Here is a 23,242-nt window from a genome sequence, read left to right on the forward strand (position 1 = left end):
CGGGACGGAGGACCTTGGTCCGGAGGACCGACTCGTTCAGGTTCATCTGGCGGTCGAGCTCCTTGACGACCGCAGGCTCGGCCTGCAGGTCGATGACCGAGTAGATGCCCTCGGGCTTCTTCTTGATCTCGTAAGCGAGACGACGACGGCCCCAGGTGTCGACCTTCTCCACCTTTCCGTTGCCCTCACGGACGACGGAGAGGAAGTTCTCGATCAGCGGGGAGACAGCGCGCTCCTCGAGATCGGGGTCGAGGATGACCATCACCTCGTAGTGACGCATGTGGAACCCACCTCCTTTGGACTCAGCGGCCACGGTCGTTCCGTGGCAGGAGGGTCGTGATGCGTGAGCAACGGTATCCGCCGCCACTGACAATCGCCCTCAGCGAAGGAGGGCCTTGTTCTGGGCATGGGCAGACACCGGTGCAGACCGTACAGAGTACCCGCACACCGGCTTCCGGTTGAAATCCCGTGGCCAGAGGCCGCAATCTGTACACATCGGGTGTGTGCGGCGCTACCATGCGCCGCCTTCCGGCAGAGCCAGGAGGTGCCTCATGGCCCAGGTATTCCACCGTCATCCCTCCTCGTCCCTCTTCGCCACGGACGGCAAGCCCCATCCGCTCCAGGACACGCTGATGGCAGTGACCCTGGTGCTGGGCCTGCTCGCCTTCATCACGGCGCAGTTCGAGAACCTCCACCTGATCAGTTCGTGGGCGGGCCTGGTGGGCATCGTCACGGGCGCCTACGGCCAGTACATCTCGGAGACGACACGTGAGCGCACCCTGCTGATCATCGGCCTGGGCGCCTCGGCGATCGGTTTCGGTCTCGGAATGGCGCACGGCGGCCTCTTCGGCGGCGTCCTCGGTTAGGCCCACCTGGCGTACGGCCAGTCGGGGCGCTCCCCGGTGCCAGTAGGCTTCGGCGCGAGAGCCGGAGCCCCTGTACCCATGGGGACACACCTGCCGAGGAGCGCCCCGCATGAGCCTGACCCTGAGGACCATCAGCCGAGAGCAGCATCTGGCGTACATCCAGAGCCTGCCGTCGGCGAGTCACTGCCAGGTCCCCGCATGGGCTGATGTGAAGACGGAGTGGCGTTCGGAGAACCTGGGCTGGTTCGACAAGAGCGGCGAACTCGTCGGCGCCGGCCTGGTGCTTTACCGCCAGCTCCCCAAGATCAAGCGGTACCTCGCGTATCTTCCCGAGGGACCGGTGATCAACTGGTACGCCCCGAACCTCGACGACTGGCTGCAGCCGATGCTGGCGCACCTCAAGGAGCAGGGCGCCTTCTCCGTGAAGATGGGCCCGCCGGTCGTCATCCGGCGCTGGGACGCGGCCGCCATCAAGGCCGGAATCCAGGACCCGGACGTCAAGCGCCTGCGCGACGTCGAGGCGACGCACATCGAGCCGCGTGCCTTCGAGGTGTCCGACCGGCTGCGCAAGATGGGCTGGCAGCAGGGCGAGGACGGCGGCGCCGGCTTCGGTGACGTACAGCCCCGCTATGTCTTCCAGGTGCCGCTGGCCAACCGGTCGCTGGACGATGTCCTCAAGGGCTTCAACCAGCTGTGGCGCCGCAACATCAAGAAGGCCGAGAAGGCCGGGGTCGAGGTCGTCCAGGGCGGCTACGAGGACCTGGCCGAGTGGCAGCGGCTGTACGAGATCACGGCCGTCCGCGACCGCTTCCGGCCGCGCCCGCTGTCGTACTTCCAGCGCATGTGGACCGTCCTGAACAACGAGGACCCCAACCGCATGCGGCTGTACTTCGCGCGTCACAACGGCGTGAACCTGTCGGCGGCCACGATGCTCGTGGTCGGCGGGCACGTCTGGTACTCCTACGGCGCCTCGGACAACATCGGCCGCGAGGTCCGGCCCTCGAACGCGATGCAGTGGCGGATGCTGCGCGACGCGTACGCCATGGGCGCGACCGTCTACGACCTGCGCGGCATCTCCGACTCCCTCGACGAGACCGACCACCTCTTCGGCCTGATCCAGTTCAAGGTGGGCACGGGCGGTGAGGCCGTCGAGTACATCGGTGAGTGGGACTTCCCGCTGAACAAGCTGCTGCACAAGGCGCTCGACATCTACATGTCGCGCCGCTGACCGTTCCGACATCATTCGGTTCAACAAGCACCTCATACGTTCGATACACCGCAGCCACCAGAAAGGTTCCGGGCCGGCCATGGCGCTCTCCCTCTACGTCGACACCGCTCGTTGGCGGGCGCACCAGAAGTCCGTGATCGACCAGTTCCCGGGCCTGGTCCCGGTCTGCAAGGGCAACGGCTACGGCTTCGGTCATGAGCGGCTCGCCGAGGAGACGTCCCGCTTCGGCTCGGACATGCTGGCCGTCGGCACGACGTACGAGGCGGCCCGCATCAAGGACTGGTTCAGCGGCGACCTGCTGGTCCTCACCCCGTTCCGGCGGGGTGAGGAACCGGTTCCGCTGCCCGACCGGGTGATCCGCTCGGTGTCGTCCGTGGACGGCGTGCACGCCCTCGTCGGCGCCCGGGTCGTCATCGAGTGCATGAGCTCGATGAAGCGGCACGGCATCGTCGAGCAGGAGCTCGGCCAGCTGCACGCCGCCATCGAGGACGTACGTCTGGAGGGCTTCGCGCTGCACCTCCCGCTGGACCGCACGGATGGCACCGACGCCGTCGAGGAGGTCATCGGCTGGATGGACCGGCTGCGCGCCGCCCGGCTGCCGCTGCACACCATGTTCGTCAGTCATCTGCGGGCCGAGGAGCAGGCCCGGCTCCAGCAGCAGTTCCCCCAGACCCGGTTCCGGGCGCGGATCGGTACGCGGCTGTGGCTCGGCGACCACGAGGCGACCCAGTACCGGGGCGCGGTCCTGGACGTCACACGCGTCTCCAAGGGTGACCGTTTCGGCTACCGCCAGCAGAAGGCGGCATCGGACGGCTGGCTGGTCGTCGTCGCCGGCGGCACGTCCCACGGGGTCGGCCTGGAGGCCCCGAAGGCCATGCACGGCGTGATGCCTCGCGCCAAGGGCGTGGCCCGCGCGGGCCTGGCGACGGTGAACCGGAACCTTTCGCCGTTCGTATGGGCGGGCAAGCAGCGCTGGTTCGCCGAGCCGCCGCACATGCAGGTGTCGATCCTGTTCGTTCCCTCCGACGCCCAGGAGCCGAGGGTCGGCGACGAGCTGGTCGCCCACCTGCGGCACACCACGACCCAGTTCGACCGTCTGGTCGAGCGCTAAGGGTCGCTCAAGGCCCTTCAGGGCACGGGGTCACTCCCGGGGCGCCCCAGCGGCGCCCCACTCCACACGCGGCCGCTGGGCCGTGTGAGCGGCGTGCTGGGGCGGGTGCGCGGCCTGCCCCACGACGAAGACGTCCTTGGCGCCGTCCAGCACGCCTCCGGACGGGTCGTCCATCCCATCGCGCCGTACGACGTCCCGCTCGGGCAGCAGCGCGTCCCACACGATCATGGCGCACAGGAACAGCGTTCCGGCCAGGTGCAGGGCGATCGCGAACTGGTATCCCTCCGTCGGCAGCCCCTGCTTGTTGCCGCTCGTGGTGTACGCCAGATACATCCAGATCCCGAGGAAGTACATGACCTCGCAGCCCTGCCAGATCAGGAAGTCCCGCCAGCGGGGGCGGGCGAGGGCGGCGAGCGGGATGAGCCACAGGACGTACTGCGGTGAGTAGACCTTGTTGGTGAGGATGAACGCGGCCACCACCAGGAACGCGAGCTGCGCGAACCGCGGCCGCCGCGGCGCCATGAGACCCAGGGCCGCGATACCGGCACAGGCGATCAGCATCAGCAGGATGGCGTATGTGTTGACCGCGCTGACCTCGATGTTCTCGCCGGTGCGCTGCGTGATGATCAGCCAGAAGGACCCGAAGTCCACGGACCTCTCCTGGCTGAACGTGTAGAACTTCTTCCACCCCTCCGGCGCCAGCAGCATCACCGGCACGTTCACCACGAGCCAGGAACCGGCCGTGCCCAGCAGCGCCGTCCCGAACGCCCGCCACTTCCAGGCCCGCCAGCACAGCACCAGCAGTGGGCCCAGCAGCAGCACGGGGTAGAGCTTGGCGGCTGTGGCGAGCCCCAGGAGGAGCCCGAAGGCCAGGGCCCGGCCACGCGACCACATCAGCATGGCGGCTGCGGTCAGGGCGACGGCGAGCAGGTCCCAGTTGATGGTCGCGGTCAGCGCGAGCGCGGGCGCCAGGGCGACCAGCAGGGCGTCCCAGGGGCGGCGCCGGTGCGTACGAGCGACGCAGACGACGAGGACGACGGTGCAGACCATCAGCATGCCCGCGTTGACCATCCAGTACATCTGCTCGCGATACTGCATGCCGCCGTCGAAGGGCGACGACAGCCAGGAGGCGACCTGCATGAACAACCCGGTCAGCACCGGGTATTCGAGGTACTCCATGTCCCCGCTGAGCCGGTCGAAGTACGGGATCAGCCCGTCGGCGAAGCCGCGCCCGATGAACAGGTGCGGAATGTCGGAGTAGCAGGCGTGGGTGTACTGCGAGCTGGTGCCACGGAACCACGCCCAGTTGTAACAGGGCAGCTTCTGCACCATGCCGAGCGCGAACATCCCGATCGCGACGAGGGCGACGACCCGTACGGGCGTGAGCGCGCTGCCGCCGGGCCGCGCCCAGCGGCCGATGGGTCCCCCGATCAGCTCACTGCCCGCGGCTGCGACCTCGTCGCGCCGGGTCGGGGGCACGACGGGCCCGTACTCGTGCGCGCTCGTCGTCTTCTGTGGGCTCGGCATGGGGACATCCTGCCGTACGGGACTGTGGACCCGTGCGGCCTGTGGATAACGCCGAGGGCCGTCGCACCAGCCGTACGCAACAGACGTACGTATGGGTGCGACGGCCCTCAGGCGTATCGGCCTTTCGGTGTGGCGGCGCCGGGCGCTAGCCCTCCGTTCCGCCGAACCAGCCTCCGTTGCCGCCGGCGCCACCGTTGCCGTTGCCCCCGTTGGCATTGCCCCCGGTGGGCGGGGACGGGGTGGTGGTGACGTCGCCGGTCGTGGCGCCCTCGTCCATACCGCCCGTATCGGTTCCGCCGGTGTCGGTGCCGCCGTCCTGGCCGGCGTTCTGGCCGCCGGTGTCGGTGTTGCAGTCCCAGTCGAACGGGCCGCACGAGGGCTCCGGAGCCGGGCTCGGCGACTGCGACGGCGTCTGCGACGGGGTCTGGGACGGCGTCTGGGACGGCGTCTGCGAGGGCGTGTCCGACGGCGTGGGCTCCGGGCTCGCGGCGCCGCCGCCGTACACGGAGTCGGCGTCCAGCTTCTCGGGCTCCGGGAACGGAATGACCTTCTCGCCCTTGAGCGTCGTCGACATGTACTTCTGCCAGATCTCGGACGGGAACGACGAACCGTGGATCTTCTTCTGACCGCCCGTGCCGAACATCTTCAGGAACTGACGGTTCTTGTTCGCCGCGTTGTCGTCCATTCGGTACATGTCGATGGCCGTGGCCAGCTGCGGCGTGTAGCCGACGAACCAGGCGGACTTGTTGCCGTCCGTCGTACCCGTCTTACCGGCGACCTGACGGCCCGGGATGGCCGCGTTGTTGCCCGTGCCCTCGGGGTGTTCCACGACGTCCCTCAGCACGTCCGTGACATTGCTGGCGATCGCGGTGGAGAAGGCCCGCCTGGTCTTGACCTCGTGCTCGTAGATGACCTCGCCACGCCTCTTGACCAGCTTCACCGAGTACGGATCGCGCTGCTCGCCATTGGCGGCGAAGGTCGCGTAGGCGCCTGCCATACGGATGGCACTGGGGTCCGAGATACCGATCGAGAAGGACGGCACATTCGCCCCGACGAGGCTCTCCTTGCGCAGGCCGGCGGAGATCGCCGCCTGCCTGACCTCCTCGATGCCGACGTCCATGCCCAGCTGGACGAAGGGCGAGTTGGCCGAGTGGATCATCGCCTCGCGGAGGTTGATGTCCCCGTAGTCCTTGTCGCCGTCGTTGACCTGGAGCCACTCCTTGCCGTTCTCGTCATGCCAGACGCTGCCGTCGTACTTCTTGATCTTGAGCTTGTTCTTGCCGCTGTAGAACGTCTTGTCGGGATCGATCTGCCTGCGCTGATCGGGCCCCTGCACGGGCTCGCCCCGGGGGTCTCGTACGCCCTGATCCATCGCGGCGGCCAGCACGAACGGCTTGAACGTCGAACCGACCTGGGCACCGGTCTGGTCGGCGTTGTTGGTGAAGTGCTTGGTGGCGTCGGAGCCGCCGTAGATGGCGACGATCGCGCCGGTCTTGGGGTCCACCGAGGCCCCGCCGAACTGGACGTGGGTGTCGGTCTCCGGCCGCTTTGCGGGGTCGATGTTGGCGCTCTCGACCTTCTTGACCGCTTCCTGAAGGTCGTTGACCTTGTCCTTGTCGAAGGTCGTGTAGATCTCGTAGCCGCCCTGGCTGAGCTTCTTGGCCGTGATGCCCTGCTCGTTGTTGTTGATGAAGTACGCCTTGGCCAGGTCCACCAGGTAACCGATCTGGCCGCCGAGCCGCGCCTCCTTCTTCGGCGGCCTGGGCATCGGGAACTTGGTGTACTTGGCCCGCTCCGAGGCGTCGAGGCGCTTGTCCTTGACCATCTCGTCGAGGATCCACTTCCACCGCAGGGTGGCCGCCGCCGTGTTCGCCGCCTGCGTGGCCCTGGGGTCGATCTCCGTCGCGCCCGCGGGGTCGTAGTAGGTGGCGCCCTTCAGCAACGCCGCGAGGAACGCGCACTCGCTGGCGTTGAGTTTCTCGGCGTCCTTCTCGTAGTACGTGCGCGCCGCGGCCTGGATGCCATAGGCGCCGCGCCCGTAGTAGGAGGTGTTCAGATAGCCCGCCATGACCTCGGACTTCTCCATCTCCGTGCCGGCCTTCATGGAGATGAAGAGCTCCTTGAGCTTCCGGCTCACGGTCTGGCTCTGGTCCTCCAGCATGGCGTTCTTCACGAACTGCTGGGTGATGGTGGAACCACCCTGGGTCTGCTCACCCATCGCCATGTTGAACACGGCACGCCCGATGCCCATGGGGTCGATGCCCTTGTCGGTCTCGAACGTCTTGTTCTCGGCCGAGATGACGGCGTCCTGCATGTCCTGGGGAATCTGCTTGATGTCCAGGATCTGCCGGTTGACCTCACCACCGGTGGCGGCCATCTGCGTGCCGTCTTCCCAGTAGTAGACGTTGTTCTCCGCCTTGGCCGCCTTGGCCTGGTCCGGCAGCTCGACCATGGCGTACGCGATCGTCGCCGCGCCCATCAGCGAGGCCATGAACCCGAGGAACAACCCCGTGGCGAGCTTCCAGGACGGCACCCAGCGGCGCCACCCGTACTTGTCGTACCGCGGGTAGTCGATCAAGCGCTGCTTGCCCGGGCGAGCACCGCGGCCGCCGGGGCCACCGTTGTAGCCGCCGCCCCGGCGGCCGCCCCCGGGGCCCTCAGCCCCGCGCCGGCGTCCGCCACCGCGCTGGGCGGCTCGACGGGCCTCGGCGCGGCCGCCGTACACACGCTCCTCGCCGCCGTACGACTCGGAGGGAGATCCTGCACTGGTTCCTCGTGCCTGAGCCGCCCGGCGGCCTGAGGGCTGCTGGGCGGCTCGCCTGGCCGCGGCACGTCCGCCACCCTGCGGCTGCGGCGGTTTGCGACGGTGCTCGCTCATCGAACGACTACTCCTCGGGCAGGCGAGTACGCCTGGAAGCGGCAGCTGAGTTCCGGTCCCCCCGAAATGGATACGGACCAGCCCTGGCTCGGGCTCATCCGCCATGCACTCAGGACGAGGACGCCGTCGGGCGTCGCGTGGTTCCCACTGATGTGCATGCCGCACAGACTACGCACGGTCAAAAACCACCGAGGACCGAAGTTCATCCCAAATCAGGCAAGTCGTTTACTGCGAATTGAGTATGTGACGCCGCTCACCCTAGCCCCCCTTGTCGGGACTGACGGGCCGTTCTATCGTCGGGATGTATCGACTCGATACATCAGCACGGCATAGGCAACGGCGACGGTGGAGGAGGAGAGGGATGAGCAGACGCTCCGGCATCCTCGAGTTCGCCGTCCTCGGCCTGCTCCGCGAAGCTCCGATGCACGGATACGAGCTGCGTAAGCGGCTCAACACTTCGCTGGGGATCTTCCGGGCCTTCAGTTACGGGACCCTGTACCCCTGCCTCAAAACGCTGGTCGCAAACGGCTGGTTGGTCGAGGAACCGGGCAGCGCCCCCGAGGACGCCCTCGCCGCCTCGCTCGCGGGGCGCCGCGCCAAGATCGTCTACCGGCTGACGGCGGAAGGTAAGGAGCACTTCGAGGAGCTCCTGTCCCACACCGGCCCGGATTCCTGGGAGGACGAGCACTTCGCCGCCCGTTTCGCCTTCTTCGGCCAGACCGAGCGCGAGGTGCGGATGCGAGTGCTGGAAGGCCGGCGCAGCCGCCTGGAGGAGCGCCTGGAGAAGATGCGCGCCTCCCTGGCCCGGACGCGCGAGCGCCTGGACGACTACACGCTTGAGCTGCAGCGGCACGGCATGGAGTCCGTGGAGCGCGAGGTGCGCTGGCTGAACGAGCTCATCGAGAGCGAGCGGGCGGGGCGGGATCAGCGACGATCCGGCCCCGAGGCCCCGAAGGCCGATGAGGCCCCCGAGGGCTCCGCTCAGCAGGACCACACATCTGGAGAGACGGGCGGCCTGCCCCGGCACGGGGGCAGCACCCGGCCGGATCCGTCCGACGACACCGCCAAGTGAGGCCCTGCGACCTGCAGGGTTTCGAAGATCAACACAGGGAGCAACCGGAATGGGTTCGGTTCGCGTAGCCATCGTCGGCGTGGGCAACTGCGCCGCCTCGCTGGTGCAGGGCGTCGAGTACTACAAGGACGCCGACCCGGCCGCCAAGGTGCCGGGTCTGATGCACGTGCAGTTCGGCGACTACCACGTCCGGGACGTCGAGTTCGTGGCCGCCTTCGACGTGGACGCGAAGAAGGTCGGCCTGGACCTCGCGGACGCCATCGGCGCCAGCGAGAACAACACCATCAAGATCTGCGACGTACCGTCGACGGGCGTGACCGTCCAGCGCGGCCACACCCTGGACGGCCTCGGCAAGTACTACCGCCAGACCATCGAGGAGTCCGCCGAGACCCCGGTCGACGTGGTGCAGGTCCTCAAGGACAAGCAGGTCGACGTGCTCGTCTGCTACCTGCCGGTCGGCTCCGAGGACGCGGCGAAGTTCTACGCCCAGTGCGCCATCGACGCCAAGGTGGCCTTCGTCAACGCCCTCCCGGTCTTCATCGCCGGCACCAAGGAGTGGGCGGACAAGTTCACCGAGGCCGGTGTCCCGATCGTCGGTGACGACATCAAGTCCCAGGTCGGCGCCACCATCACGCACCGCGTCATGGCGAAGCTGTTCGAGGACCGGGGCGTCATCCTGGACCGCACGATGCAGCTGAACGTCGGCGGCAACATGGACTTCAAGAACATGCTCGAGCGCGAGCGTCTGGAGTCCAAGAAGATCTCCAAGACGCAGGCCGTGACCTCCCAGATCCCCGACCGGGACATGGGCGAGAACAACGTCCACATCGGCCCCTCCGACTACGTGGCCTGGCTGGACGACCGCAAGTGGGCGTACGTCCGCCTCGAGGGCCGCGCCTTCGGTGACGTCCCGCTGAACCTGGAGTACAAGCTCGAGGTCTGGGACTCCCCGAACTCGGCGGGTGTCATCATCGACGCCCTGCGCGCCGCGAAGATCGCCAAGGACCGCGGCATCGGTGGCCCGATCCTCTCCGCGTCCTCGTACTTCATGAAGTCCCCGCCGGTCCAGTTCTTCGACGACCAGGCCCGTGAGAACGTCGAGAAGTTCATCAGGGGCGAGGTCGAGCGCTAAGGCTCTGCCCCACCCTGTCGAAGGTCCCCGTGGCGTCTGCCCGGGGGCCTTCGACGTATGTGACCCTTGCTGCCATGCCTGTCGTACGTGATCTGCGCGTACTCCTGCGCCTGACGAACTTCCGCCGCCTGCTCGCTGTACGACTGCTCTCCCAGTGCGCCGACGGGGTCTATCAGGTCGCGCTCGCCACGTACGTCGTCTTCTCCCCCGAGAAACAGGCCTCGCCGGCCGCGATCGCCTCCGCCATGGCGGTGTTGCTGCTGCCGTACTCGGCCGTCGGCCCGTTCGCGGGTGTCCTGCTGGACCGCTGGCAGCGCCGCCAGGTCTTCCTGTACGGGAATCTCCTGCGGGCCCTGCTCGCCGCCGGCACAGCGATCCTGATCCTCGCCTCCGTGCCGGACTGGCTCTTCTACGCCTCCGCTCTCTCCGTCACGGCCGTCAACCGGTTCGTCCTGGCAGGGCTGTCCGCAGCGCTGCCCCGTGTCGTCGACGCGGACCGGCTCGTGGTCGCCAACTCCCTGTCGCCCACCGCCGGGACCCTCGCCGCGACCGCCGGCGGCGGACTGGCCTTCGCCGTACGCCTCGTGGTCGCCGATTCCGACGCGGCGGTGGTACTGCTGGGTGCGGCGCTCTACCTCTGCTCCGCGCTCGCCTCGCTGCGGATGGCGCGCGGCCTCCTCGGGCCCGACCCGGAGGTGGTGCAGCCGCGGCTGGGGGCCGCCCTGGTCTCAACGGCCCGTGGGCTGCTGAGCGGGCTGCGCCATCTCGCCGAGCGGCGGGCGGCGGCCCGGGCGCTCACCGCGATGACCGCGATGCGCTTCTGCTACGGGGCGCTCACCGTGATGGTGCTGATGCTGAGCCGGTACGCCTGGAGCTCCACGGAGAAGGAGGGCCTGGCGTTCCTCGGGCTGGCCGTTGGCATCTCCGGGGCGGGGTTCTTCGCCGCCGCGGTCCTCTCGCCGTGGGCGGTCCAGCGGCTGGGGCAGGGCGGCTGGATGGTGGCGTGCGCGGCATCTGCGGCCGTACTGGAACCATCACTGGGGCTGCCCTTCGCTCCCGTACCGATCCTTGTCGCCGCCTTTGTGCTCGGCCTCACCACCCAGGGCACAAAGATCGCCACGGACACGGTGGTTCAGACGTCGGTGGACGACTCCTACCGAGGCCGGGTCTTCTCGCTCTATGACGTCTTGTACAACGCGGCTTTCGTCGCCGCTGCCGGCGTCGCCGCGCTGATGCTTCCCCCGGACGGCCGGTCGGTTCCGCTGGTAGGGATGGTCGCCGTCCTCTATGCGGGCGTAGCCGTCCTGCTGCTGCGCTGGACGCGCACGAAGGCTTTGCCATAGAGGTACGAACGCGGCGATGGGGCGATGTTTCACGTGAAACATCGCCCCATCGCGCTTCCGTCGCGAGTCATGTTTCACGTGAAACACACGCTCCCGGTCGCGGTCAGCCCTGGGTGGCCCACCACTCCTTGAGAGCCGCGACGGCGTCGTCGTACTCCATCGGCCCGTTCTCCAGTCGTAGCTCCAGCAGGAACTTGTACGCCTGCCCGACCGCCGGTCCCGGGCGGATCCCGAGGACTTCCTGGATCTGGTTGCCGTCGAGGTCGGGCCGGATCGCGTCCAGCTCCTCCTTCTCCTGGAGCTGTGCGATGCGCTCTTCCAGCCCGTCGTAGGCGCGTGACAGGGTGCTCGCCTTGCGCTTGTTCCGCGTTGTGCAGTCGGAGCGGGTCAGCTTGTGCAGGCGCGTCAGCAGAGGGCCGGCGTCGCGTACATAGCGGCGTACGGCAGAGTCCGTCCATTCGCCCGTGCCGTAGCCGTGGAAGCGCAGGTGCAGCTCCACCAGGCGCGCCACGTCCTTGACGATCTCGTTGGAGTACTTGAGGGCGGTCAGGCGCTTCTTGGTCATCTTCGCGCCCACCACCTCGTGGTGGTGGAAGGAGACGCGCCCGTCCGGCTCGAAGCGCCGTGTACGCGGCTTGCCGATGTCATGGAGCAGCGCGGCCAGCCGCAGGACCAGGTCCGGGCCGTCCTCTTCGAGGTCGATGGCCTGCTCCAGGACGGTCAGCGAGTGCTCGTAGACGTCCTTGTGCCGGTGGTGCTCATCGCTCTCCAGCCGGAGCGCGGGAAGCTCGGGCAGCACGCGCTGGGCAAGACCGGTGTCGACCAGCAGCCCCAGCCCCTTGCGCGGGTGCGCGGAGAGGATCAGCTTGTTGAGTTCGTCGCGCACCCGCTCCGCGGAGACGATGTCGATCCGCTCGGCCATCCGCTTCATCGCGTCCACGACCTCGGGGGCGACCTCGAAGCCGAGCTGCGCGGCGAACCGGGCGGCGCGCATCATGCGCAGCGGGTCGTCGGAGAAGGACTCCTCCGGCGTGCCGGGGGTCCGCAGGACCCGCTCGGCGAGGTCCTCAAGACCGCCGTGGGGGTCGATGAACTCCTTCTCCGGCAGTGCGACGGCCATCGCGTTGACCGTGAAGTCACGGCGGACCAGGTCCTCCTCGATGGAGTCGCCATAGGAGACTTCCGGCTTGCGCGAGGTCCTGTCGTAGGCCTCGGAGCGGTACGTCGTGATCTCGATCTGAAAGACCTGATCAGCGTCTCCCACACGGGCGGCCTTCTGAGAACCCACGGTGCCAAAGGCGATGCCGACGTCCCACACCGAGTCCGCCCACGGCCGGACGATCTTCAGAACGTCCTCGGGGCGGGCGTCGGTGGTGAAGTCCAGGTCATTGCCGAGCCGGCCGAGCAGCGCGTCCCGTACCGAGCCACCGACGAGGGCGAGGCTGAACCCTGCCTCCTGGAACCGGCGGGCGAGATCATCGGCGACGGGGGACACGCGCAGTAGTTCACTGACCGCGCGGCGTTGCACCTGGCTCAGTGCAGTCGGGTTGTCTTCATTGGCGTTCGGCACAACAGAAAAGGGTACGTGCCCCGACCCGGCGCAGCGTCCCGGTTTTCAGGTGGCCCGCGCCCCCCGTTCCTCCGATCATGTGGAGCAGTCCGCGGCACTTAGCCCGGGCGCGCCTCGTTACCATGCGTGGACGCAGAAACCGACGAACCACCAACGGCAACAGACGACGAGGGACGGGCGAGCGCGTGGCCGAGGCGGCAGACTTCCAGGGCACGAGTCCCTCTCCTGCCCGGCGGTGGCTACGGCGTACGGCCTCCGTCATCGCCGGTGTGCCGCTCCTGGCGGGCCTGCTCCACGTTCCCTCGGCCTCTCCCGCGCAGGCGGCGGAGAAGGCGGCCGGGGCCCGCTCCGTCGATGTGTCCCTGGACACGCTCACGCCCGCCGCGCCGGTGGAGGGGGACACCCTCACGATCAGCGGCACGGTGACCAATGAGGGCAAGGAAACGATCAGCGCGGCGCAGGTCGACGTACGTGTCGGGTCACGGCTGTCCAGCCGGGGGGAGATCGATGCGGCGTCCAAGCGCACCGGCTTCGCCCCGGGCAATGACGGCGCGGCGCTGGGCGGTACGTACACCGCCAAGATCCCGAAGCTGGCCGCTGGAATCAGCGAGGACTTCAGCATCGCCGTGCCCGTCGAGAAGCTGAGCCTCGACGACGACGGCGTCTACCAGCTCGGGGTCTCCCTGTCGGGACGGACACCCAGCAACCCGTACACCCAGGTACTGGGCATTGAACGGACCTTCCTGCCGTGGCAGCCCGAGGCGACCGAGAAGAAGACGCAGGTCACCTATCTCTGGCCGCTGATCTCCTCGACGCATCTGTCCGCGGAGACCGGCTCGGACGATCAGCAGACCCCGGTGTTCGAGGATGACGCCCTGGCCGCGGAGCTCGCCCCCGGCGGGCGGCTGGAGCAGCTCGTCGCGCTGGGAGCCGAGCTTCCCGTCACCTGGGTCGTCGACCCGGACCTGCTCGCCACCGTCGACGCGATGACCCGGAACTACCAGGTGAAGGACGGTACGGAGCGGGTCACCGGCAAGAACCAGGCGGTGGCGAGGCAGTGGCTGAGCGCTCTGGACAAGGCGGTGCAGGGCCGCAAGGTGATCGCCCTGCCGTACGCGGACCCCGACCTGGCGTCGCTCGCCCACCGCGGCAAGCACGTCTCCGGTTCGCTCAGCCACCTCCAGCCGGCCACCGAGGTCGCCGAGACCACGGTCGAAACCATCCTCCATGTGAAACCGTCCGTCGACTTCGCCTGGCCGGTGGACGGGGCGATCGATCCGTCGATCGTCGACATCGCCACCTCTGCCGGCGCCGACAAGGTGATCGCCCGCAGCGACAGCGTCCGTGACGAGCTGCCCTACACGCCCAACGCGGCGCGGCCCATCGGCGGCGGCACGACCGCCGTCGTCAGTGACGCGTCCTTGTCCACCGCCTTCCAGGGCGACATGACGGGGGCCGGTGACTCGACCCTGGCCGTCCAGCAGTTCCTGGCGCACACGCTGGCTGTCACCCAGCAGCAGCCGAGCAAACTGCGCAGCATCGTGATTGCTCCCCAGCGCATGCCGACCACCGCGCAGGCCCAGTCGATGGCGAGCGCGCTGCGCGCCCTGTCGGCGCAGCGCTGGACACAGCCCAGTGACCTGATCGCCGCGGCGGCGGCCGAGCCCGACGACCGTGCCACGACACAGGTGCCGCGCGCCCGCGCGTACCCGGCGAAGCTGCGCAAGCGGGAACTGCCCGTCCAGGCGTTCCACGACATGCGGACCACGCAGGAGACCCTGGACAACTTCAAGGTCATCCTCACCGCGGCGTACCGGGTCGTGACCCCCTTCGGCAACGCGATCAACCGGGAGATGTCGACGTCCTGGCGCGGCCGCTCCCAGCCGGCCACGACCTATCGGCAGGGAGTGCTCGCGCATCTGAAGGACCTCACCACCGAGGTGCAACTGATCGAGAAGTCCGACCTGACGCTCTCGGGACGCAGCGCGACCATCCCGGTCACGGTGCAGAATCAGCTGCTGCAGGGCGTCGATCACCTGGTGCTGCGGCTGACGTCCACGAAACCGACGCGTCTGAAGCTGAACGGGGACAGCCCCGTCGCCGAGCAGCCTGTCAGGATCGACGGCGGCCACAGCCAGTCGGTGAAGTTCACCGCCTCCGCCAACGCCAACGGCCCGGTCCCGATGACGGCGCAGCTGTACACCGAGGACGGCAGGCCGTACGGCAAGCCCATGAACTTCACGGTCAAGGTCTCCGAGATCACCCCCACGGTGATGCTGGTGATCGCCGGCGGCTTCCTGCTGCTCGCGCTCGCCGGCATCAGGATGTACACCCAGCGCAAGCGTGCCGCGGAGCGCGAGACCGAGGCGGAGGCCGACACGGAGACCGCCCCGGAGGCGAGCGACGATCCGGAGCAGCCGAGTGACCTGACACCGGACACCGGACGGCAAAGCGCCGACCCGTCGGGCCAGGGTGAGAAAGTGGACCGTTGAGCGATGTCGTGGCCGGTCGGCCGGGGACGATGAGGTGGGGTAAACCATGAACGCGCCGTACGACGGTGACCGCGGCCAAGGCGCGGGCGGCGGCAGCGCGCCTTCCGGCGCGACGCCCCCCGCGGCAGGTCACGTCCCGCCACCCGCAGCGCCGCCCACCCCCGATCCGTACGTCCAGCACGCCTACGAGCAGGATCCGTACGAGGCCCAGGACATCTCCGCCCAGGACCCGGTGGGCGAGGCGCTCTACGACCGCGCCGCGCACCCTCCGCCCCCGCCCGGCACCTACGAAGAGCCGCAGCCGCTCTACCAGCAGCCCGCCGCTCCGCAGTACGCCCCGGACCCGCGCATCTGGGCCCAGACCCCGCCGCCCGAGCCCGACGGCCCCTCGCGCCACCTCCCCTACGGGGACGACGCCAGGACCGTTCAGTTCACCGGTGTCGACGACCTCGTCACCCACGCCGCCGAGGAACAGCCCGAGCCGGACGCGTTCGCGCACCTCTACCGCGACCAGCAGGGCCACGGGCAGCCGCCCGCCACCCAGGAGCCGGAGCCCGCTCCCGTGGCGGCGTCGGTCCCCAAGAAGTCCGGCGGCCGTGCCTCGGGTGTGCTGAAGTCGAGTGCCGTGATGGCGGCCGGCACACTCGTGTCCCGGCTCACCGGCTTCGTACGCAGCCTGGTGATCACCGGCGCGCTGGGTGCCGCGCTGCTCGGTGACACCTACACCGTCGCGGCCACCCTCCCGACGATGATCTACATCCTGACCGTCGGCGGCGGCCTGAACTCGGTCTTCGTGCCGCAGCTCGTCCGCTCCATGAAGGACGACGAGGACGGCGGCGAGGCGTACGCCAACCGGCTGCTGACCCTGGTGATGGTCGCGCTGGGCGTGATCGTCACCATCGCCGTGTTCGGGGCACCGCTGCTGATCCGCGCGATGTCGGGCACGATCGCGGATGACGCGGCCGCCAACAGCGTCGCCGTCACCTTCGCGCGCTTCTGCCTGCCCACGATCTTCTTCATGGGCGTCCATGTGGTCATGGGGCAGATCCTGAACGCCCGTGGCCGGTTCGGCGCGATGATGTGGACCCCGGTCCTGAACAACGTCGTCGTGATCTTCACGTTCGGCATGTTCATCTGGGTCTACGGCGCTTCCGGCGAATCGAACATGGGCGTCACGACCATCCCGGACGAGGGCATCCGGCTGCTCGGCATCGGCACCCTGCTGGGCCTGGTGGTCCAGGCGCTGGCGATGATTCCGTACCTGCGCGAGGCGGGCTTCCGTTTCCGTCCGCGGTTCGACTGGAAGGGCCACGGCCTGGGCAAGACGGTCAAGCTGGCCAAGTGGACCGTCCTGTTCGTCCTCGCCAACCAGGCCGGCGTCGTCGTCGTCACCCAGCTCGCCACGGCGGCCGGCAAGGCCTCCGGCAAGGACGGCGCCGGCTTCCTTGCGTACTCCAACGCCCAGCTCATCTGGGGCATGCCGCAGGCCATCATCACCGTCTCGGTCATGGCCGCGCTGCTGCCGCGCATCTCCCGCGCCGCGCACGACAACGACCCGGGCGCCGTCCGCGACGACATCTCGCAGGGCCTGCGCAACTCGGCCGTCGCCATCGTCCCCGTCGCCTTCACCTTCCTGGCGCTCGGCGTCCCGATGTGCACCCTGCTGTACGCCTCCAGCGGCCCGGAGGCCGCCCGGGGCATGGGCTTCATGCTGATGGCGTTCGGCCTCGGCCTGATCCCCTACTCGGTGCAGTACGTCGTGCTGCGCGGTTTCTACGCGTACGAGGACACCCGCACGCCCTTCTACAACACGGTCATCGTGGCCGCCGTCAACGCGGCGGCGTCCGCCGCGTGCTACATCCTGCTGCCGGCCGAGTGGGCCGTCACCGGCATGGCCGCCTCCTACGGCCTCGCGTACGCCGTCGGTGTCGGCGTCGCCTGGAGGCGGCTGCGCAACCGGTTGGGCGGCGACCTGGACGGCGCACACGTCGTACGCACCTACGCCCGGCTGTGCATGGCCTCCGTTCCCGCGGCCGTCCTCGGCGGCGCTGCGGGCTTCGGCCTCCTCCACGTGCTGGACGGGGGCGCCCTGGGCTCGCTCGTGGCGCTGATCGGCGGCGGCATCGTGCTGCTGGGGACCTTCTACGTCGGGGCGCGCAAGATGCGGATCGAGGAGCTCAACGCCATGGTCGGCATGGTTCGCGGCCGTCTCGGACGCTAGTCGGCGTGGGCCTCGCACAACCATCGTGGGCAGCCGCGTGTCGTGCATAGCGCCGGACTGTGGGCACAATTGGCATGGCTGTTGGACATGGCGCATCGGATGGGGAGGCAGGAACGACGGTGGCGGAACGTAGCACGGCCGCCGTCGACGTGGCCGACAACAGCGGTGACGACCCGCTGACCGCGAAGGCGGACACGGCCGCGACCGACGGGGTGGCGGAAGCGCAGGACGCGGCGGACAGGTCCGCCCAGGACAGCGACGGCGGGGGACGGGCCGGCGAGCAGCCCGTCATCACGACGCCCGAGCTGCACAGTGGCCACAAGCTCGCCAGACGCTACCGGCTTGAGGAGTGCGTCACCCGTCTGGACGGCTTCAGCAGCTGGCGTGCCGTGGACGAGAAACTGCGCCGGGCCGTCGGGGTCCATATCCTCCCCGCGCACCACCCGAGGGCCCGCTCGGTGCTCGCCGCCGCACGTTCCTCGGCGCTCCTCGGCGACCCCCGTTTCGTCCAGGTCCTGGACGCGGTCGAGGAGAACGACCTCGTCTACGTCGTCCACGAGTGGCTGCCGGACGCCACCGAGCTCACCGCGTTGCTCGCGGCCGGCCCGCTCGAAGCACACGACGCCTACCAGCTCGTCAGCCAGGTCTCCCAGGCCATGGCCGCCGCCCACCGGGAGGGCCTGGCCCATCTGCGGCTCACCCCGAGCGCCGTCCTGCGCAGTTCCACAGGCCAGTACAGGATCCGCGGCCTCGCCGTGAACGCCGCGCTCCGTGGTATCAGCGCCGAGCGTCCTCAGCGCACCGACACCGAGGCGATCGGCGCTCTGCTGTACGCGGCGCTCACGCAGCGCTGGCCGTACGAGAACGACGCGCACGGTCTGTCGGGCCTCCCCAAGGGCGTCGGGCTGATCCCACCGGACCAGGTACGGGCCGGGGTCCACCGCGGGCTGTCCGAGATCGCCATGCGCGCCCTGGCCAACGACGGCGCGACGGCCTCCCGCCAGGAGCCCCCCTGCACCACCCCGGACGAGCTGGCCAAGGCAGTAGCGGCGATGCCCCGCATCCGCCCGCCGGAGCCGGACTTCCCCACCCCGCCCGAGTACCAGCGCACCACCTACCAGCAGGGCACCTACGGCCGGCCCCACTCGCGCCCCAGCACCGGGGTCACTCAGCCGTCACCGATCCCGCCGCCTCCGCTGCAGAGCCGCACGGGCAAGGCCCTCAAGTGGACCGTCTCGGCGCTCCTGATCGCCGCCCTGGGCCTGGGCAGCTGGCAGGTCGCCGACAAGCTGCTCGACCGGGAGTCCAAGCAGGAAACCCCGGTGGCACCGCAGAACGCCCCGGACGAGGACAAGAAGGCGTACGAGCCCGGCAAGCCGATCGCCATCGAAGACGCCCATGACTTCGACCCCCTCGGCACGGATGGCCAGGAGAAGCCCTGGGAAATAGGGAACGCCTACGACGACGATCCCAGCACCTACTGGCCGACGGACGGCTACAGGGGAGCGAACCTGGGGAACCTGAAGCCTGGCGTCGGCATTGTGCTGGATCTGGGCAAGGCCCAGCCCGTCGGCGCGGTCGAGGTGTCGTTCCTGGGTGAGACGTCGGTGGAACTCAGAACCGCCTCGGCGGATGCCACTGCGGCGCCGACGAGCCTCCAAGGCTTCACGGAGGCCGCCACGGGCAGCGGAACAGAGGTGGCCCTGAAGCCCGGGAAACCGGTGACGACACGGTACGTTCTGGTCTGGCTGACGAACTTGCCCTCGGGCAACGACGGCTACTTCCGCGGCAGGATCACTAACGTCAAGGTCACCACCTGACGGCACAGGGAGGGGGCTCACCGTTGGACGATGCCGAGCGGGGCAGCGCGAGCGACCAGGAACTCCTGACGCGTCACGTCGCCGGAGATCCAGACGCTTTCGGTGAGCTGGTACGCCGCCATCGCGACCGGCTCTGGGCTGTCGCGCTGCGCACACTGGGGGATCGGGAAGAGGCCGCCGACGCCGTCCAGGACGCTCTCGTCTCCGCCTTCCGGGCCGCCCACACCTTCCGTGGCCAGTCCGCCGTCACCACGTGGCTGCACCGCATCACCGTGAACGCCTGCCTCGACCGAGCCCGCAAAGTCGCCTCCCGCAAGACATCGCCCGTCGACGACACCGAACGGCTGGAACAGCTCCTGGAGCCTCATGAGTCGGCGGAGGCCCCGGCCGAGCGGCAGGATCTCCACCGCGAGCTGCTGGCCGCACTGGCCAAGCTCCCCGCCGACCAGCGCGCCGCGCTCGTCCTGGTGGACATGCAGGGCTATCCCGTCGCCGAGGCGGCACGCGTCCTCGACGTACCGACGGGAACCGTCAAGAGCCGCTGCGCACGCGGCCGGGCCCGCTTGCTTCCGATGCTCACTCATCTGCGCGGTGACACCGTGGATAAGGGCAGCCTCGACAGGGGAAGGAACCGGACGCCGGGGACATCCGTCCCACCGGTGTCGGGACCAAGGGACGCAGGACCAAGTGATCCTGCTGCTGTGAAGGGCGGAGGTGGGCGCGCGTGACATCCACAACCGACACGACTCAGCACCCGGACGTCTCGGAGATCTCCGACCTCACCGAGGGGCTCCTCTCGCCGTCCCGTACCGCCCACGTTCGGGCGCATGTGGACGGCTGCGCACTCTGTGCCGACGTCCGGACCTCCCTGGAGGAGATCCGTGGGCTGCTGGGCACCCTGCCGGGCCCTGCCCGGATGCCGACCGACATCGCCGAGCGCATTGACGCGGCCTTGGCCGCCGAAGCGCTCCTGGACGCCACCGCCCCCGCAGAGACGGAGCATGTTTCACGTGAAACAGCGTCCGCGTCTGTAGTGCCCGAGCCTGTTCACGCCGACCGGCCCGCCGGTCGTCCGCGTGCGGCCACCGGCCCGGGGCGCGGCCGCCCTGCACGGCGTCGGCGCCGTCACGCGGTGCTGGGCGCGGTCCTGGGCGCCGCGGCCGTGGGAGTGAGCGTTCTTCTCTTCCAGGCGGCGCAGCCTTCCATGAATGACACGGCAGGCTCAAAGAAGCCCGACACAACCAGCAGCACCGCACGCGACACGATGTTCTCCGGCATGGCTGTCGAGGACCGTGTCGAGTCACTGCTCACCGCCGAAGAAGGCACCGGTCCGGACAAGACCCCGCCGCGGTCCCGCTCCCTGGATAACCAGTCCAGCCCCTCGACGATGTTCTCGGAGGACGTGACGGTCCCGTCGTGCATCCAGGCGGGGACCGGCCGCAGTGACCAGGCTCTCGCCGCGCAGCCGGGCACATACGAGGGACGACAGGCTTATCTGGTGGTCATGCCGCACCCGACGGATCCCTCGCATGTGCAGGCATACGTGGTTGACGCGTCCTGCATCAGCAAGGCACAGGGCGCCAAGGCTGACGTCCTGCTGACGCACGCCTACCCTCGTCCCTGACTCACGCCTTCGTGCCGCTCGGCCGCCTCGGGAATGCGGGCCCCGTAGGATCCGTTGGGTGGGGTGAGAGTCCTGACCCGGCCCCCGTAGGCAGTAGGCAGTCTGCAGAGACGAGGAAGAAACCCGTGAGCGACGTCCGTAACGTGATCATCATCGGTTCCGGGCCCGCCGGCTACACGGCTGCGCTGTATACGGCGCGAGCCTCACTGAAGCCGCTGGTCTTCGAAGGTGCCGTCACCGCCGGTGGAGCGTTGATGAACACGACCGACGTGGAGAACTTCCCCGGCTTCCGTGACGGCATCATGGGCCCCGACCTCATGGACAACATGCGGGCCCAGGCCGAGCGCTTCGGCGCCGAGCTGGTCCCGGACGATGTGGTCGCGGTCGACCTGGCCGGTGACATCAAGACGGTGACCGACACGGCCGGCACCGTGCACCGTGCCAAGGCCGTGATTGTGACGACCGGCTCGCAGCACCGCAAGCTGGGTCTGCCGAACGAGGACGCGCTGTCGGGTCGGGGCGTCTCGTGGTGTGCCACCTGCGATGGCTTCTTCTTCAAGGACCAGGACATCGCCGTGGTGGGTGGCGGTGACACCGCCATGGAGGAGGCGACCTTCCTCTCCCGGTTCGCCAAGTCCGTCACCATCGTCCACCGCCGGGACACCCTGCGGGCTTCCAAGGCCATGCAGCAGCGTGCCTTCGCCGACCCCAAGATCAAGTTCGCCTGGGACAGCGAGGTCGCCGCGATTCACGGGGAGCAGAAGCTCACGGGTCTGACCCTGCGCAACACCAAGTCGGGTGAAACCTCCGAGCTGCCGGTCACTGGTTTGTTCATCGCCGTGGGCCACGACCCGCGCACCGAGCTGTTCAAGGGCCAGCTGGAGCTGGACGACGAGGGCTACCTCAAGGTGGAGGCCCCTTCCACGCGTACCAACATCACTGGTGTCTTCGGTGCCGGTGATGTCGTGGACCACACCTACCGCCAGGCCATCACGGCCGCCGGTACGGGCTGCTCCGCCGCCCTGGACGCCGAGCGCTACCTGGCCGCGCTTGCGGACAGCGAGAAGACCGCCGAGCCGGAGAAGACTCCTGCGGTCTGATCTCTCCATTCCCCACCCCACACCCCGCGAAAGTTAAGGAGGCCGCCGTGGCCGGCGCCCTGGAGAACGTTACCGACGACACCTTCGAGGAGGTCGTCCTCAAGAGCGACAAGCCTGTCCTGGTGGACTTCTGGGCTGCCTGGTGCGGTCCCTGCCGTCAGATCGCTCCGTCGCTGGAGGCCATCGCCACCGAGCACGGCGACCAGATCAAGGTCGTCAAGCTCAACATCGATGAGAACCCGACCACGGCTGCGAAGTACGGCGTCATGTCGATCCCGACGCTGAACGTGTACCAGAACGGCGAGGTCGCCAAGACCATCGTCGGCGCCAAGCCGAAGGCCGCGATCGTCCGCGACCTCGAGCCCTACCTCGGTGACGAGATTGCCAAGGCCTGACGCCACCGTTTCACGTGAAACATGAGCGGCCCATCCCAATCAGGGATGGGCCGCTCGGCGTTTCGCTGTCCAGCTTCCAGCTTTCGGCTTCGGCTTCGGCTTCCTCAGGCAGGTGCTGCCCTAGAGCGGGCGCAGCACGGGTTCCTTCTGTACGGCACCCAGCAGGCGATCGAGTGCGAGCTCGACGTCTTCCTTCCAGGAGAGCGTCGTTCGCAGTTCCAGTCGGAGCCGGGGATAGGTCGGGTGCGGACGCACGGTCTTGAAGCCCACGGCCAGCAGATGGTCTGCCGGGAGCACACAGGCGGGCTCCTTCCACCGGGCGTCGCCAAACGCCTCGATCGCCTTGAAGCCCCGGCGCAGCAGGTCCTTCGCCACCGTCTGCACCATCACCCGGCCAAGACCCTGCCCCTGGTAACCCGGCATGATCCATGCCGTCATGAGCTGAACGGCATCCGGCGAGACCGGACTCGTGGGGAACGCCGTCGAGCGCGGCACATAAGCGGGCGGCGCGTAGAGCACGAATCCCACGGGCACCTCGTCCACGTAGACCACGCGGCCGCAGGAGCCCCAGTCCAGCAGTACGGCGGAGATCCAGGCTTCCTTTTCCAGCTCGGGGGTGCCCGCCTTTACTGCGGCTTCTCCACTGACCGGATCAAGTTCCCAGAAGACGCACGCACGGCAGCGTTTGGGGAGATCCGGAAGGTTGTCCAACGTGAGCGGTACGAGCCGACGCCCCATGAAGGCTGCTCCTCACTTCCTTCGCCGGCCGCTCCACGAGCGGCTGACAGCGCGCTCCGTTCCCGGAGCAGGCTGCCGATGAACCCGCCTACCGCACCGAGTCCCAGTCCTGCTGTCACCAGTTG

At 68.6% G+C, this 23,242-nt stretch carries 18 protein-coding genes; 13 read left to right on the plus strand and 5 right to left on the minus strand.

Going from position 1 to position 23,242, the window contains the following annotated elements; genetic code table 11:
- On the minus strand, positions 1–280 hold a 280-nt coding region (gene rpsF / locus QWM81_RS08255), incomplete at its 3' end, for a 30S ribosomal protein S6 (protein ID WP_290111043.1).
- A gap of 271 nt (positions 281–551) precedes the next feature.
- Here rpsF and QWM81_RS08260 point away from each other — a divergent pair.
- The 3 genes from QWM81_RS08260 to QWM81_RS08270 all read left to right on the plus strand — a co-directional run bounded on the left by QWM81_RS08260 (position 552) and on the right by QWM81_RS08270 (position 3,205).
- Positions 552–866, plus strand: a complete 315-nt coding sequence (locus tag QWM81_RS08260) for a hypothetical protein (protein WP_290111044.1) — start codon at positions 552–554, stop codon at positions 864–866.
- Positions 867–975: 109 nt separating this feature from the next.
- A complete protein-coding gene (locus QWM81_RS08265; protein WP_290111045.1) occupies positions 976–2,094 on the plus strand; it encodes a lipid II:glycine glycyltransferase FemX in 1,119 nt (372 codons plus the stop codon).
- Positions 2,095–2,173: 79 nt separating this feature from the next.
- Positions 2,174–3,205: an alanine racemase gene (locus tag QWM81_RS08270; RefSeq protein WP_290111046.1), complete on the plus strand. Its 1,032-nt coding sequence runs from the start codon at positions 2,174–2,176 to the stop codon at positions 3,203–3,205.
- Positions 3,206–3,235: 30 nt separating this feature from the next.
- On the opposite strand, the gene QWM81_RS08275 is transcribed toward QWM81_RS08270, so the two are convergent.
- Positions 3,236–4,732, minus strand: coding sequence for a glycosyltransferase family 87 protein (locus tag QWM81_RS08275; RefSeq protein WP_290111047.1), 1,497 nt, complete (start codon positions 4,730–4,732; stop codon positions 3,236–3,238).
- A gap of 145 nt (positions 4,733–4,877) precedes the next feature.
- A complete protein-coding gene (locus QWM81_RS08280; RefSeq protein ID WP_290111048.1) occupies positions 4,878–7,610 on the minus strand; it encodes a transglycosylase domain-containing protein in 2,733 nt (910 codons plus the stop codon).
- A gap of 361 nt (positions 7,611–7,971) precedes the next feature.
- Between QWM81_RS08280 and QWM81_RS08285 the strand changes: the two genes are divergently transcribed.
- The 3 genes from QWM81_RS08285 (at position 7,972) to QWM81_RS08295 (ending at position 11,157) form a co-directional block, all read left to right on the plus strand.
- Positions 7,972–8,682, plus strand: a complete 711-nt coding sequence (locus QWM81_RS08285; protein ID WP_290111049.1) for a PadR family transcriptional regulator — start codon at positions 7,972–7,974, stop codon at positions 8,680–8,682.
- 49 nt (positions 8,683–8,731) lie between these two features.
- On the plus strand, positions 8,732–9,814 hold the full coding sequence (locus QWM81_RS08290; protein ID WP_290111051.1) for an inositol-3-phosphate synthase: 1,083 nt from the start codon (positions 8,732–8,734) through the stop codon (positions 9,812–9,814).
- A gap of 74 nt (positions 9,815–9,888) precedes the next feature.
- Positions 9,889–11,157: an MFS transporter gene (locus QWM81_RS08295; RefSeq protein WP_290111052.1), complete on the plus strand. Its 1,269-nt coding sequence runs from the start codon at positions 9,889–9,891 to the stop codon at positions 11,155–11,157.
- 103 nt (positions 11,158–11,260) lie between these two features.
- Here the strand turns inward: QWM81_RS08295 and QWM81_RS08300 are convergent, their stop codons facing one another.
- Positions 11,261–12,727 (minus strand): CCA tRNA nucleotidyltransferase, encoded by a 1,467-nt coding sequence (locus QWM81_RS08300; protein WP_290111053.1) that lies wholly within the window; start codon positions 12,725–12,727, stop codon positions 11,261–11,263.
- A 185-nt stretch (positions 12,728–12,912) separates the two neighbouring features.
- On the opposite strand from QWM81_RS08300, the gene QWM81_RS08305 reads away from it, so the two are divergent.
- From QWM81_RS08305 to trxA, 7 genes are all read left to right on the plus strand, one after another.
- A complete protein-coding gene (locus tag QWM81_RS08305) occupies positions 12,913–15,219 on the plus strand; it encodes a DUF6049 family protein (protein ID WP_290111055.1) in 2,307 nt (768 codons plus the stop codon).
- Between the two features lie 46 nt (positions 15,220–15,265).
- Positions 15,266–17,440: a murein biosynthesis integral membrane protein MurJ gene (gene murJ, locus QWM81_RS08310; RefSeq protein WP_290111056.1), complete on the plus strand. Its 2,175-nt coding sequence runs from the start codon at positions 15,266–15,268 to the stop codon at positions 17,438–17,440.
- Positions 17,441–17,559: 119 nt separating this feature from the next.
- On the plus strand, positions 17,560–19,260 hold the full coding sequence (locus QWM81_RS08315) for a protein kinase family protein (protein WP_290111057.1): 1,701 nt from the start codon (positions 17,560–17,562) through the stop codon (positions 19,258–19,260).
- 23 nt (positions 19,261–19,283) lie between these two features.
- Positions 19,284–19,988, plus strand: a complete 705-nt coding sequence (gene sigM, locus QWM81_RS08320) for an RNA polymerase sigma factor SigM (protein WP_290111058.1) — start codon at positions 19,284–19,286, stop codon at positions 19,986–19,988.
- Between the two features lie 188 nt (positions 19,989–20,176).
- On the plus strand, positions 20,177–20,884 hold the full coding sequence (locus tag QWM81_RS08325; protein WP_353938284.1) for an RsmA family anti-sigma factor: 708 nt from the start codon (positions 20,177–20,179) through the stop codon (positions 20,882–20,884).
- A 125-nt stretch (positions 20,885–21,009) separates the two neighbouring features.
- On the plus strand, positions 21,010–21,984 hold the full coding sequence (gene trxB / locus QWM81_RS08330) for a thioredoxin-disulfide reductase (protein WP_290111060.1): 975 nt from the start codon (positions 21,010–21,012) through the stop codon (positions 21,982–21,984).
- A 47-nt stretch (positions 21,985–22,031) separates the two neighbouring features.
- A complete protein-coding gene (trxA, locus tag QWM81_RS08335) occupies positions 22,032–22,379 on the plus strand; it encodes a thioredoxin (protein WP_290111061.1) in 348 nt (115 codons plus the stop codon).
- Between the two features lie 120 nt (positions 22,380–22,499).
- Here the strand turns inward: trxA and QWM81_RS08340 are convergent, their stop codons facing one another.
- A complete protein-coding gene (locus QWM81_RS08340; RefSeq protein WP_290111062.1) occupies positions 22,500–23,117 on the minus strand; it encodes a GNAT family N-acetyltransferase in 618 nt (205 codons plus the stop codon).
- Positions 23,118–23,242 lie beyond the last annotated feature (125 nt).

It is taken from the genome of Streptomyces ficellus (genome assembly GCF_030406405.1).
Lineage (GTDB): Bacteria > Actinomycetota > Actinomycetes > Streptomycetales > Streptomycetaceae > Streptomyces > Streptomyces ficellus_B.